This is a genomic window from Bradyrhizobium sp. USDA 326 (genome assembly GCF_049739485.1).
In the GTDB taxonomy this organism is placed as follows: domain Bacteria; phylum Pseudomonadota; class Alphaproteobacteria; order Rhizobiales; family Xanthobacteraceae; genus Bradyrhizobium.
The window spans coordinates 2203592-2216951 of sequence record NZ_JBMGQA010000001.1 but is presented as its reverse complement, the minus strand read 5'-3'; the positions used below and the strand labels follow the sequence as shown (position 1 = coordinate 2216951).

General features: G+C 64.9%; 9 protein-coding genes. 2 read left to right on the top strand and 7 right to left on the bottom strand.

Going from position 1 to position 13360, the window contains the following annotated elements; genetic code table 11:
• Window positions 1-3 precede the first annotated feature (3 nt).
• From ABIG06_RS10605 to ABIG06_RS10575, 7 genes are all read right to left on the bottom strand, one after another.
• Window positions 4-990, bottom strand: coding sequence for an ABC transporter ATP-binding protein (locus tag ABIG06_RS10605; protein WP_370136258.1), 987 nt, complete (start codon window positions 988-990; stop codon window positions 4-6).
• Window positions 987-1994 (bottom strand): ABC transporter ATP-binding protein, encoded by a 1008-nt coding sequence (locus tag ABIG06_RS10600; protein ID WP_124160287.1) that lies wholly within the window; start codon window positions 1992-1994, stop codon window positions 987-989. Before ABIG06_RS10600 ends, ABIG06_RS10605 begins: the two co-directional genes overlap by 4 nt.
• Window positions 1994-2887: an ABC transporter permease gene (locus tag ABIG06_RS10595; RefSeq protein WP_370136255.1), complete on the bottom strand. Its 894-nt coding sequence runs from the start codon at window positions 2885-2887 to the stop codon at window positions 1994-1996. The genes ABIG06_RS10600 and ABIG06_RS10595 overlap by 1 nt, the downstream gene beginning before the upstream one ends.
• A gap of 86 nt (window positions 2888-2973) precedes the next feature.
• Window positions 2974-3921: an ABC transporter permease gene (locus tag ABIG06_RS10590; protein WP_370136253.1), complete on the bottom strand. Its 948-nt coding sequence runs from the start codon at window positions 3919-3921 to the stop codon at window positions 2974-2976.
• 40 nt (window positions 3922-3961) lie between these two features.
• A complete protein-coding gene (locus ABIG06_RS10585; protein ID WP_370136251.1) occupies window positions 3962-5560 on the bottom strand; it encodes an ABC transporter substrate-binding protein in 1599 nt (532 codons plus the stop codon).
• A gap of 301 nt (window positions 5561-5861) precedes the next feature.
• Window positions 5862-7412 carry an AMP-binding protein gene (locus ABIG06_RS10580; protein WP_370136250.1) on the bottom strand — a complete coding sequence of 517 codons (1551 nt, stop codon included), beginning with the start codon at window positions 7410-7412 and terminating at the stop codon, window positions 5862-5864.
• Window positions 7413-7430: 18 nt separating this feature from the next.
• Complete coding sequence (locus ABIG06_RS10575; RefSeq protein WP_370136247.1) at window positions 7431-8585, bottom strand: iron-containing alcohol dehydrogenase; 1155 nt, start codon at window positions 8583-8585, stop codon at window positions 7431-7433.
• A 281-nt stretch (window positions 8586-8866) separates the two neighbouring features.
• Between ABIG06_RS10575 and ABIG06_RS10570 the strand changes: the two genes are divergently transcribed.
• Window positions 8867-10072 carry an efflux RND transporter periplasmic adaptor subunit gene (locus ABIG06_RS10570; RefSeq protein WP_370136244.1) on the top strand — a complete coding sequence of 402 codons (1206 nt, stop codon included), beginning with the start codon at window positions 8867-8869 and terminating at the stop codon, window positions 10070-10072.
• Window positions 10069-13227 (top strand): efflux RND transporter permease subunit, encoded by a 3159-nt coding sequence (locus tag ABIG06_RS10565; RefSeq protein ID WP_370136242.1) that lies wholly within the window; start codon window positions 10069-10071, stop codon window positions 13225-13227. Before ABIG06_RS10570 ends, ABIG06_RS10565 begins: the two co-directional genes overlap by 4 nt.
• The last annotated feature ends 133 nt before the right edge of the window (window positions 13228-13360 follow it).

Here is a 13360-nt window from a genome sequence, read left to right as displayed (position 1 = left end):
GCCCTATGCCGGTCGCCCCGTCCCTTCATTGAGCAAGCACGCCACCTGGTGCACGTCGCCAGCGTCCACCAGCGCCGGCCGCTCCGTCCTGCAGCGTTCCATCGCAAACCGGCAGCGCGTGTGAAACGCACAGCCCGAAGGCGGGTTGACCGGGCTCGGCACGTCGCCGTCGACGAGTGGCGCGAGCTTTTTGGCCAGCGGGTTGGCGACTGGCACCGACGCGAGCAGGGCCTGCGTATAGGGATGACGGGGATTGCGGAACAGCTCGTCCTTGCCGGCGATCTCGACGATCCGCCCGAGATACATCACCGCGACGCGGTGGCTGATATGGGCGACCACGGCGAGATCGTGGGCGATGAAGAGGTAGGAGAAGTCGTGCTGACGTTGCAGGTCGATCAGGAGATTGATCACCTGCGCCTGGATCGAGACGTCGAGCGCGGACACCGGCTCGTCGCAGACGATCAGGCGCGGTCCCAGCGCCAGGGCCCGTGCAATGCAGATGCGCTGGCGCTGGCCACCGGAGAATTGATGCGGGAAGTTGCGCATTTGGTCGGGCCGCAGGCCCACCTGCTCGAATAGCTGTGCGACGCGCGCCTCCAGCGCCTTGCCGCTTGCAAGACCATGCACGGCGATGGGCTCGCCAACGATGTCGCCCGCAGTCATGCGCGGGTTAAGTGAGGCAAACGGGTCCTGGAACACGATCTGCATCGAACGGCGGTGCGGGCGCAGCGCCGTCTTCGACAGATGCGTGATGTCCTCGCCGTCGAGGCGGATCTGCCCTGAGGTCGGCTCGACCAGCCGCAGCACGCTCCGCGCCACCGTGGACTTGCCGCAGCCGGATTCGCCGACGAGGCCGAGCGTCTCGCCGGTCCCTAGCGCGAACGAGACGCCGTCGACCGCATGCACGGTGCCGACTTGCCGGCGCAACACGCCGGCGCGCACCGGGTAGTGCTTTTTGAGGTCGGTGACTTCGAGCAGCGCCTCGGTCATGCCACCTCCGCGACTTCTTCCGCGCGCCAGCAGGCTGCGAGATGGCCGCCGCCCCAGTCAGCCAGCGGCGGATATTCGGCCTCGCAGCGTTTGATGGCGAGCTTGCAGCGCGGCGCGAAGGCGCAGCCCTTGGGCAGCCGCACCAGCGAGGGCACCGTGCCGGGGATTTCGTTCAGCCGCGCCTGCGCAGGAACACCGGATGCCGGGACGGCCGGGATCGAGGCCATCAGCCCGCGCGTATAGGGATGCTTTGGTGACGCGAACAGCGCCTCGACGCTGGCTTCCTCGACCTTTCGCCCCGCATACATCACGATCACGCGCTGCGCGGTCTGTGCGACGACGCCGAGATCGTGCGTGATCAGCACGAGGCCGGTGCCGAGCTCTTTCTGGAGATCGAGGATCAGCGCCAGGATCTGCGCCTGGATGGTGACGTCGAGCGCGGTGGTCGGCTCGTCCGCGATCAGCAGTGCCGGCCGGCACGCCAGTGCCATCGCGATCATCGCACGCTGGCGCATGCCGCCGGACAGCTGATGCGGATATTCCCGCGCGCGCCGCGCCGGCTCTGGAATGCGCACCAGCCTCAGCATCTCGACCGCGATATTCTGCGCCTCCTTCGACGTGATGTCCCGGTGCAGCTGCACCGCCTCGACGATCTGGTCGCCGATCCGCATCACCGGATTGAGCGAGGTCATCGGCTCCTGGAAGATCATGGAGATGCGGTTGCCCCTGACCGCGCGCATCCGCGCTTCATCCAGCGACAGCAGCTCGGTGCCTTCGAGCGTGACGGAGCCGCCGACGATGCGGCCAGGCGGATCGGGCACGAGCCGCATCAAGGAGAGTGCGGTGACGCTCTTGCCGCAGCCGGATTCGCCGACGATCGCCAGCGTCTCGCCGCGCTTCACGCTGAACGAGAGGTCGTCGACGGCCTTGAACAGGCCGGAATTGGTGAAGAACACCGTCTTCAGGTTCCTCACGTCGAGCACGAGATCGGATTTGTCCGCCATCAGCCGCGCTGCCTCGGATCCAGGATGTCGCGCAGGGCGTCGCCGAACAGGTTGGCGCCGAACACGGCGAGGCTGATCGCGATGCCCGGGAAGATCACGAGCCACGGCGCGGTACGGACATATTCGGCGGCCGATTCCGACAGCATGCGCCCCCATGACGGATAAGGCTCGGGAATGCCGAGGCCGAGGAAGGACAGCGAGGCTTCGGTGAGGATGGTCGAGCCGAGCTGCGCGGTCGCCAGCACGATCAGCGGCGCCAGCGTGTTCGGCAGCACGTGGCGCAGCGCGATCCGCATCTCGCTCATGCCGATCGATTTGGCGGCTTCCACGAATGGCTGCTCGCGAAGCGCCAGCGTATTGGCACGGAGCACGCGCGCGACCGTCGGGATCAGCGGAATGGCGATGGCGATGATCACATTGGGCAGCGAGGGGCCGAGCGCCGCCGTCATCACCAGGGCCAGCACCAGCAGCGGCAGCGCCTGGAGAACGTCGGAGACGCGCTGGAATACGAGATCGACCCAGCCGGAGAGATAGCCGGAGGTGAGACCGACGATCACGCCGATGGTGCCGCCGAGCGCGGTCGAGCCAAGGCCGACCGCAAGCGAGATCCGCGCCCCGTGGATTATGCGGCTGAACACGTCCCGGCCGAAAGAATCGGTGCCCATCCAGTGTGCCAGGCTCGGGCGGGCGAGCGCGCGGGCGGAATCGACCGTCAGCGGATCATAGCGCGCAATGAAGTCGGCGAAGGCTGCCGTCAGCACGAACACCGTCATGATGACGAGCCCGGCCGCGCCCAGCACATGCCGTTGCGCCATGTACAGGACGCGCCGCCAGCCACCGGTCGCATATGCGCCGGCCCGCCTCAGTTCAACGTCGAAGTCGATCGCGGCCATGTGGGCCTCCGCAGGGAGATGCACCTCTCCCCATCGGGGAGAGGTGGAGCACCGCTGTCGCGTCTGGTTGTTTCCACCTCATGCGACTAGTCCGTGTACCTGATGCGCGGGTCGAATACCGCGTAGAGCATGTCGACGGTGAAATTCGCGAACACCACCACGACCGCGATGAACATCACGAGGTTCTGCACGATCGGATAGTCGCGCCAGCGGATCGCCTCGACCAGGAAACGCGCGACGCCGGGAATGTTGAACACGGTCTCGGTGACGATCAGGCCGCCGATCAGGAACGCCGCCTCGATGCCGATCACGGTGATCACGGGCAGGATCGCGTTCTTCAGCGCGTGATGATAGTTCACCGCGGCGTCGGAGGCGCCCTTGGCGCGGGCGGTGCGGATATAGTCCTGCCGCAGCACCTCCAGCATCGAGGAGCGGGTGATGCGCATGGTCAGTGCGGCGCTGCGGAAACCGACGGCGGCGGCCGGCACGGCGTAGGTTGCGAATGCCTCGAGCCAGGTCTTCGGATTCGGATTGAAGATCGGCATCTGGCCGAACATCGCCACCGATGCAGTGAGGATCAGAAGTCCGAGCCAGAACGAGGGCAGCGACAATCCGCTGAGGCTGACGACGCGGAGCGCGTAGTCGAGCTTTGTGCCCTGCTTCACCGCGCTGATGACGCCGAGCGGAATGCCGATCGATGCCGAGAACAAAAGCGCGAGGCCGGCGAGCCGCGCCGTGATCGGTATCCGCGGCAGGATCTCCTGCAGCGCAGGCTTCTCCGAGACATAGGAGTAGCCGAGATCGCCGCGCAGCAAGCCACCGATCCACTGCAGATATTGCGCAATCAATGGCTGGTCGATGCCGAGCTGCTTCTCGAGATCAGCCTTGTCGGCCGGATCGACGTAGCCGGCGGCGGCGAACAGGATATCGACGATGTTGCCGGGGACGATGCGCAGCAGGAAGAAGATGACGATCGAGATCCCGAACAGGGTCACGAGCATCAGGAACAGGCGCCGCACCAGATAGGCAAACATGCATCGCCCTCCGCGAGCCGCTAGTCGTCAGCCTGGCCTGCTACTTGTCGAGCCACACATCCTCATAGCGGAAGCCGTTGTAGGAACTGTTCGACATGATCGTGACGCCCTTGACATAGGGCTGCCAGCAGGTGCCGGCCCGTGCATGGAAGATGATCGGGCGGGCGACATCTTCCTGCAGCTTCTTGTCGATATCCCACACCAATGGCTTGCGCTTGCTGGCGTCGGTCTCCTGCGACTGCACGTCGAACAGCTTCTCGATCTCCTTGTTGCAGTAGTTGGTATAGTTCCGTTCCGAACCGCAGGAATAGTTCTCGTAGAACGACTGGTCCGGATCGTCGACGGAATTGCCGGTCAGATTGAGGCCGAGCATGTAGTCCTTGCGCGCGACCTTCGGGAACCAGTTGGCGGTTTCCACGACGTCGAGCTCGCCGTCGATATAGATGGTCTTGAGCTGGTCGATGAGGATCACGGCGGGGTCGCGGTACTCCGCGATATTCCGTGTCGAGACCTTCACCGCGAGATGCTTGTCCGGGCCATAGCCCGCCTTCTGCATCAGCTTCTTCGCCTGCTCCCGGTTGGCGTTGATGTCCCGGCCATACCCTGGAATGGTCTCCAGCTTGTCCTTGGGCATGCCCCAGATGCCTTGAGGTGGCGGCAGCATGGTGCCGCCGATGTCGGCCTGGCCTTCGAACAGGATGTCGACGAACGCCTTGCGGTCGAGTGCAAGCGCCATCGCCCGGCGGATGTCGATATTGTCGAACGGCGGCGAGGTCGAATTGACGATGATGTTGGTCGAGACGTTGGTCGGCTCGACGGCGCAGACCGCGTTCGGCGCCTGCGACTTGATGTCCTTCAGGAGCGGGATCGTGATATGCGTCGGAAAGGTCATGTCGAACTTGCCGGCAACGAACGCCAGGATCGCGGTCGAGCGGTTGGTGATGATGGTGTACTCGATGCCGTCGAGATAGGGCAGGCCCTTCTTCCAGTAGTCCGGATTTCGCGTGAGCTTGATCGATTCGTTGGCCTTGAACTCGACGAACTTGAACGGTCCGGTCCCGATCGGATGGGTGCGCATGTCCGCCGGTGAGACGTGACAGGGATAGACCGGCGTGTAGCCGGAGGCCAGCATCGCCAGCAGGGAGGGCTGCGGCCGCTTCAGATCGAAGGTGACCTCGAACTCGCCATTCGTCGTGACCTCGTTGACCTCGCTGTACCAGGCCTTGCGCGGATTCTGCCGCAGCTTCTGCTGCGATTTGCCCATCAGCAGGTCGAAGCTGCACTTGACGTCGGCCGATGTGAACGGCTTGCCGTCGTGCCATTTCACGCCCTGGCGGAGCTTGAACGTCAGCTTCTTGTTGTCGCTGCTCCAGGACCAGCTTTCGGCCAGCTCAGGCCTGAGGGTATCCGGGCTGTTCTGCGCGATGTGCTGATCGTAGATGACGAGATTGTTGAACACGCCCATGAACGGCACGTTGACCGAATAGGTCGCGCCCTCGAGAATTGACGCGTTGGCCGGACTGTCACGGTGGTACATCCGCAGGGTTCCGCCCTGCTTGGGCTCGCCGGCGAGCGTGGCGGTTGAGGTCGTCAGCACAGATAGCGCCGCCATTGCGGCGAGCGCCCACACGCTCCGCATGCTCATCCTCCCTGGACCTCGGCCTTTTGCGGCCCGTTTGCCAGACGATAGCACGCAAGCCGACGGAGGCAACCGCTAACGCCACATGCCGCCTCGACAATTCGGATGACGGAAGGCTGCGGGGCTTACACTTTCACAATGCGAGAGTGCAGGTGCGAACGGTTCCTGCGCGGGTGTCGGTCTCGGCTGCCGCAACAAGCGCCACCGTGGTCTCGGACAAGCGCGCCTCAAGCGCTTGCGCTTGCCCGGGACGACAGCGGATTTTGTGGCGCTTGCCGGTGCGCGATATCCAGCACAGCCCTCACACGATCCGCGACGCCTTGGTCCCCCAGTACCGGTCCCGCAGCAGCCGCTTGTACAGCTTCCCCGTCGGCAGCCGCGGCAACTCCTTCTCGAAATCGACCGAGCGCGGCACCTTCTGCCGCGACAGCGATTTTGCGCAGAACGCGATCAGCTCTTCGGCGAGAGCCGGCCCCGGCACCACGCCCGGCATCGGCTGCACCACGGCCTTCACCTCTTCGCCGAGATCGGCATTGGGCACACCGAAAACGGCGGCATCGGCAACCTTCGGATGAGTGATCAGGAGGTTCTCGCATTCCTGCGGATAGATGTTCACCCCGCCGGAGATGATCATGAAGGTCGCGCGGTCAGTCAGGTACAGAAATCGGTCGGCGTCGACATAGCCGACGTCGCCGACCGTGCTCATGCTGCCGTCGGGCGAGCGCGCTTCCCTGGTCTTCTCCGGATCGTTGAAATATTCGAACGGCGTTGCCGTCTTGAACCAGACCTGGCCGGGTGTGCCGATCGGGCATTCCCGCATGTTCTCATCCAGGATGTGGAGATCGCCGAGCAGCACCTTGCCGACCGTGCCGCGATGGGCGAGCCATTCCTCGCTGTTGCAGGCGGTGAAGCCGAGGCCTTCGGTCGCGCCGTAATATTCGTGGATGATCGGTCCCCACCATTTGATCATGTCGTCCTTGACCAGGGCCGGGCAGGGCGCGGCGGCATGGATCGCGATCTCCAGCGACGACAGGTCGTAGCGATTGCGCACCTCCGCCGGCAACTTCAGCATGCGCGAAAACATCGTCGGCACCAGTTGCGTGTGGGTGATGCCCCATTGCTCCACGAGCTGGAGGTAACGCTCTGGATCGAAACTCTCCATGATGATCACGGTGCCGCCCATGCGGATCGTCAGGTTCACGGCAGCCTGCGGAGCGGAGTGATAGAGCGGTGCGGGCGACAGATAGACCATGCCTTCCCGGTAGTGCCAAAGCTTCGTCAGAAAATCGAACAGCGGCAGATTGTGCCTCGGCGGCTCCTCCGGCAGGGGCCGCAAGATGCCCTTCGGGCGCCCCGTCGTGCCGGACGAATAGAGCATGGCGGTACCGAGCCACTCGTCGGCGATCGGCGTCCTGGGCAGCTCGGCAGTCACCTCCGCAAGCCCCACGATACGTTCGCTCTCACCCGGGCCGTCGGCGACGATGCAGAGCTTGACGTCGGGACAGGCCTGGATCGCCTCGCGCGCGATGTCGAGCTTGGCCACGGAGGTGATCAGGATCTTCGACTGGCTGTTGACGAGGAGATAGGCGAGCTCGCCCGGCGTCAGGAAGGAGTTGATGCAGGTGTAGTAAAGCCCGGAGCGTTCCCCCGCGCCGCAGGCCTCCAGATAGCGCGAATTGTTCTCCATGAAGATCGAGTAGTGATCGAGCCGCCTCAAGCCGTGCTTGCGGAACAGATGCGCCAGCCGGTTGCTGCGTGCCTCGAGCTCGCGATAGGTGACCGCCTCGCCCGTCGCCGCCATGATGAATGCGGGCTGGAGCGGGCGAAGGCGGGCATGCGTACCAGTATACATCGATCCTCCGGCTTTCGATCAGGCGGCAAGAAGCAGGATTTCGCGCACGTCTGCGGGGCCATCGATCTTGCGTGGGTTGCGCGGAATCCAGTTCGTACGCATCGCCTGTTCGGCGATGGCGTCGAAATGGTCCGGCGACACACGCACGTCAGTGAGGCTGCGCGGCAGGCCGAGCGAACGGATGAAGGCATCGAGCACATCGGCGGCGTCGTGGCCGGGATAGCCCATGGCGGCGGAAACGATCATTTGCCGCTCGGCGTTGTCGCGCGCATTCCAGCGCATCACGGCCGGAAGCATGATGCAGGACGTGTAGCCGTGCGGCACGTCGAAGGCCGCGCCCAGCACGTAGCCGATGCCGTGGCTCGCGCCCATGGGCACGCCGGCTGAAAGTGCGCCCATCGACAGCCAGGTGCCGATCTGCGCGTCCATCCGCGCATCGAGATCGGCAGGATCGGCCTTCACCCGCGGCAACGCATCGGCGAGCATGGCGAGGCCCTTCACCGCTTGCGCGTCGGCATAGGGATGCGTCTCGCGCGAACAGATCGCTTCGACGCAATGATCGACGGCGCGGATGCCGGTGGACAGGAATAGCCATTCCGGCGTGTGCACGGCGATGGCGGGATCGAGGATGGTCGCGCGCGGCACAATGAGCGGATGCCGCAGCATCTGCTTCACATGCGTGTTGCGGTCGGTGACGCCCGCGATCGCGCTGAACTCGCCCCCGGCGATCGTGGTCGGCACGCTGATCTGCCGCACGCTTGGCGCGGTCATCTCGGGCGCGGTGCCCTTATGGACGCGGATGCGCTCGATGCCCTCGACGTCGTCGATGCCGTTGGCAAGGCAGAGCTGCACCGCCTTGGCACCGTCGGTGATCGAGCCGCCGCCCACGGTCACGATGAGGTCGGCGCCTGCCTCTCGGGCCGCTTGGGTCGCCGCGATCACCGCCTCACGCGGCGTATGTGCCGGCATGGAGTCGAAAAGCCCGGCGCAGTGCGGGCCAAGCGCCTCCTTGATCTTCGTGATCTCGTCGGTCTGTCGGTTGAGCGTGCCCGACACCATCAGGAACGCGCGGCGAGTTCCCAGCCGGTCCATCTGCGCGACGACGGCGCCGGCTGCAGGATAGCCGAACACGACCTCCTCGATCGCGCCGAAAACGACACGTCCCTGGTGCACGCCTGTCCTCCCCGGGCAATTCGTCTTGTTCTTGTGCCGGCAGCCTAGCCGAGTGGTCGCCGTCCGTCATGCGCGAAGGCGCTGGGGTGGCCTCTCTGCTCCCTTGCTTGACGGGGATCGGCGGGGAAAAGGGCCTTGTCAACCCGCCATCCGCCAAGGCGCTCTTCCAAGCCTCGCGCGCGGCACGGGTCTTGAAGAGTTCATCATCGCAACACATCTTGTGTCGCCCGCGGGTAGGCCGGTACCCTGCTGTTTCTGCGGCTTTGATGCGAGGACCTGGGATGAGCGGACCTGACGGAAGCGAGCAATTTGTAAAAAAGCACGATTTCGTTCAGCCTCGGCCCTACGCGATCGCGGGCTTTCTCGCCGTGGCATTCGCGCTGGCCGGCTGCGACAAGCCGGCATCACAGGCGGCTGCCCCGCCGCCGGCGCAAGTGACCGTCGCCCCGCCGGTCAAGCGCACGGTCACCGATTGGGACGAGTTCACCGGCCGCTTCGAGGCGGTGGAGGAAGTGCAGGTGCGGCCGCGCGTCGGCGGCTTCGTCAACTCGGTCGAGTTCACGGACGGCGCCGTCGTGCGCCAGGGCGATCTGCTCTACGTGATTGACCCGCGCCCGTTCGAGGCGGTGGCCACTCAGGCGGAGGGGCAGCTGTCGGATGCACGGGCCAAAGTGGAACTTGCCAAGCGCGAGCTCGACCGCGGCCTGAGCCTAGTGCAGACCAGCGCCGTCTCCGAGCAAGTGGTCGATCAGCGCCGCCAAGCCTTGCAGGCCGCGCATGCGGCCGAGATGCAGGCCGAAGGCGCGCTGAAAGCCGCCAAGCTCAACATCGAGTTCACGCACGTCACAGCGCCGCTGACCGGCCGCGTCAGCCGCCACCTCGTCAGCCCCGGCAATCTCGTGCAGGGGAGCGATACCGGCACTTCGACGCTGCTGACCTCGATCGTCGCGCTCGACCCGATCTACATCTATTTCGATATGGATGAGGCAACGTTCATCAAATACAGCAAGCTGTGGTTCGAAGGCCGTCGCCCGAGCTCGCGCGACACGGCAAACCCGGTGCAAGTGTCTCTCGCCGGCGAGACCAAGCCGTCTCACGAAGGCACCATCAACTTCCTCGACAATCGCCTCGACGTCTCCACGGGAACGCTGCGCAGCCGCGCGGTGGTCAAGAACACCGATTTGTCAATCCTGCCCGGCCAGTTCGGCCGTGTCCGCTTGATCGCCAGCGCACCCTATGAGGCGCTGTTGATTCCGGACGCCGCTGTTGCAACCGACCAGTCCCGCAAGATCGTTTTCGTGGTGAAGCCCGACGACACCGTCGAGGCGCGCCCGGTAGTGCTCGGGCCGCTCGACGAGGGCCTGCGCGTGATCCGCGAAGGGTTGAAGGCAGAGGACCGCGTCATCGTCAACGGCATCCAGCGCGCCCGTGTCGGCGCCAAGGTCGCCCCGCAGACCGCTCAAGCGCCGGCCGGTGGCAAGTCATGAACCTCGGCCGCCTCTCCATCAACCAGCCCATTCTGGCGATGGTGCTGTCGATCGTGCTTCTGATCGTCGGCGCACTCGCTTACACGACGCTGCCCGTCTCCGAATATCCGCAAGTGGTTCCGCCGACCGTCGTCGTCACCACGCAATATCCCGGCGCCTCCGCGCAGACCGTGTCGGACACGGTGGCAGCTCCGATCGAGCAGGAGATCAACGGCGTCGAGGACATGCTGTATCTCTACAGCCAGGCCACCTCGAACGGCCAGCTCACCATCACCGTCACCTTCAAGCTCGGCACCGATCTCGACAAGGCCCAGGTGCTGGTGCAGAACCGCGTCGCCATCGCGCAGCCGCGACTGCCCGAGGAGGTCCAGCGCAACGGCGTCACCACGCGCAAGAACTCGCCCGACATCCTGATGGTCGTGTTCATGCTGTCGCCGGACGACACGTTCGACCAGCTCTACATCTCCAACTACGCGCTGCTCCAGGTTCGCGACCAGCTCTTGCGCATCGATGGCGTCGGCGACATCCAGATCTTCGGTGCCCGCGACTATTCGATGCGGCTGTGGCTCGACCCTGATCGAATCGCCAATCTCGGCCTGACCTCGACCGAGGTGCTGGCGGCGATCCGCGCCCAGAACGTGCAGATCGCGGGCGGACAGATCGCCGAGCCGCCGATCGTCGACCGCGCCTTCCAGCCGAACCTCGTCTTTACAGGGCGGCTGAAGGACCAGAAGCAGTTCGAGGACATCCTGATCAAGGCCGGCTCCGACGGCCGCACGGTGCGCCTGCGCGACGTCGCCCGCATCGAGCTCGGGGCGCTGGCCTATTCCACCAACAGTTTCCTGCTGCGCAAATCGGCCGTTGCCATGCTGGTGACGCAGCGGCCCGGATCGAACGCGCTCGCGACGGCAAAGAACATCTCCGACACCATGACGAAGCTCAAGGAGAGCTTTCCGAAAGGCCTCGACTACAACATCGGCTACAACCCAACCGAGTTCATCGCGCAGTCGGTTCATGAGCTGATCAAGACCATCTACGAAGCGATGCTGCTCGTGGTCGTCGTGGTGCTGGTGTTCCTGCAGGGATGGCGGCCCGCGATCATTCCGATCATCGCGATCCCGGTGTCGCTGGTCGGCACCTTCGCGGTGATGGCGGCGCTCGGATTCTCCATCAACAATCTGACCTTGTTCGGACTCGTCCTCGCCGTCGGCATTGTGGTCGATGACGCCATCGTCGTGGTCGAGAACGTCGAGCGCCATCTCGAGCACGGCCTCAGTCGTCGCGATGCCGCGCTGAAGACGATGGAAGAGGTCGGCGGCGCGCTGGTCTCGATCGCCCTGGTGCTGTGTGCGGTGTTCGTCCCGACCGCATTCCTGGGCGGCATCTCCGGGCAGTTCTTTCAGCAGTTCGCCGTCACCATTGCCGTTGCGACCGCGATCTCGTGCTTCTGCTCGTTGACGCTGTCTCCCGCGCTGGCCTCGCAGATCCTCACGCCGCACGAAGAGAAGCGGCCGCCGGCCGCCTGGAATGTCATCGCGCGCGGCTGGAACGCCTTTACCGGCGTGTTCAACCGCATATTCGACCATCTGGCGCATGGCTATGCCAGTCTCGCCAATTTCGTGATCCGTCACTCCGTCGCGATGCTCCTGATCTACGTCGTGCTGATCGGCAGCGCCGGCTGGCTGATCGTGACCACGCCGCAGGGGTTCATCCCGGCGCAGGATCGCGGCTACGTCATCATATCCGTGCAGTTGCCGGGTGCGGCGTCGCTGGCGCGCACCACCGAGGTCGTGCGCGAGATCGAGCGGATCTCATTGGATACGCCGGGCATCGTCCGCGTCGCAGCCTTTGCCGGCTTCTCCGGCGCCACGCGCACGCAGGCGGGTAATGCCGCGGCGCTATTCCCGGTGTTCGACGAGCCCGAGGCGCGGATCAAGAAGGGATTGACCGCCAACGCGATCACGGCCGAGTTGCGCAAGCGGCTGTCCGCGATTCAAGGTGCGTTCATCATCGTGATTCCGCCGCCGGCCGTGCCCGGCATCGGCACCGGCGGCGGCTTCACCATCCGCGTCCAGGACCGCCAGGGTCGCGGGCCCGAAATGCTCGCGGCCGCGACCGACGAGCTTGTTGCTGCTGCGCGCAAGGCGCCGACGCTGACCTCGGTGTTCTCGCCGTTCACGGCCAACACGCCGCAGCTCTTCGTCGACATCGACCGCACCAAGGCGCAGAAGCTGGGCGTGCCCATCTCCAACATCAACGACACGATCCAAACCTATTTCGGATCGACCTATGTCAACGACTTCAACCTGTTCGGCCGCACCTACCACGTCACGGCGCAGGCCGATTTCCCGTTCAGAAAGGAACCGAGCGACCTTGCGCGCCTGCGCACGCGCAACGCCTCCGGCGACATGGTGATGCTCGGCAGCGTGGTCGAGTTCAAGGACGTCTCGGGCCCCGACCGCGTCGCACGGTATAATCTCTATGCCGCGTCCGAGCTCCAGGGCGAGCCGGCGCCGGGGACAAGCTCGACCACCGCGCTGAACACCATCAAGCAGCTCGCGAACGACACCTTGCCGAGCGGCTTCACCTTCGAATGGACCGACCTATCCTATCAACAGGTGACCGGCGGCAATGCCGGCCTCTACGTGTTCCCGATCTGCGTGCTGTTCGTCTATCTCGTGCTCGCAGCGCAATATGGCAGCTGGACGCTTCCGTTCGCGGTGATCCTGATCGTGCCGATGTGCCTGTTGGCTGCCACCATCGGCGTGCGCATCATGGGCCAGGACGTCAATATCCTCACCCAGATCGGCTTTGTCGTGCTGGTGGGGCTGGCGGCGAAGAACGCGATCCTGATCGTCGAGTTCGCGCGCGACATCGAGAACGAGGGCAAGCCGCGGCTCGAGGCCGTGATCGAGGCCTGCCGCCTGCGCCTGCGGCCGATCCTGATGACGTCGTTCGCCTTCATCCTCGGCGTGCTGCCGCTGGTGATCTCCAGCGGCTCCGGCTCGGAGATGCGGCAGGCCGTGGGCGTTGCCGTGTTCTTCGGCATGATCGGCGTCACCCTGTTCGGGCTTCTGTTCACGCCGATCTTCTACGTGGTGGTGCGGAACCTCGCAGAGGGACGGCGCGACAAGAAGCCGGAGATGGTGGCCTGATCACTGTGGCCGCCGGCGTGTCCGCACCTTCGGTGTCGTCCCCGCCTAGTGCGCAATCGCGCACGGGGCGCGGGGACCTATAACCACAGGGAGGAGTTCGGGGCGACGCTGGCAACTCCGAGTCTTCGTCAAA

What these genes read in the sequence shown, in the direction of transcription:
- ABIG06_RS10605 (WP_370136258.1), bottom strand. Translation starts at nt 990, where the DNA reads ATGACCGAGGCGCTGCTCGAAGTCACCGACCTCAAAAAGCACTACCCG.
- ABIG06_RS10600 (WP_124160287.1), bottom strand. Translation starts at nt 1,994, where the DNA reads ATGGCGGACAAATCCGATCTCGTGCTCGACGTGAGGAACCTGAAGACG.
- ABIG06_RS10595 (WP_370136255.1), bottom strand. Translation starts at nt 2,887, where the DNA reads ATGGCCGCGATCGACTTCGACGTTGAACTGAGGCGGGCCGGCGCATAT.
- ABIG06_RS10590 (WP_370136253.1), bottom strand. Translation starts at nt 3,921, where the DNA reads ATGTTTGCCTATCTGGTGCGGCGCCTGTTCCTGATGCTCGTGACCCTG.
- ABIG06_RS10585 (WP_370136251.1), bottom strand. Translation starts at nt 5,560, where the DNA reads ATGCGGAGCGTGTGGGCGCTCGCCGCAATGGCGGCGCTATCTGTGCTG.
- ABIG06_RS10580 (WP_370136250.1), bottom strand. Translation starts at nt 7,412, where the DNA reads ATGTATACTGGTACGCATGCCCGCCTTCGCCCGCTCCAGCCCGCATTC.
- ABIG06_RS10570 (WP_370136244.1), top strand. Translation starts at nt 8,867, where the DNA reads ATGAGCGGACCTGACGGAAGCGAGCAATTTGTAAAAAAGCACGATTTC.
- ABIG06_RS10565 (WP_370136242.1), top strand. Translation starts at nt 10,069, where the DNA reads ATGAACCTCGGCCGCCTCTCCATCAACCAGCCCATTCTGGCGATGGTG.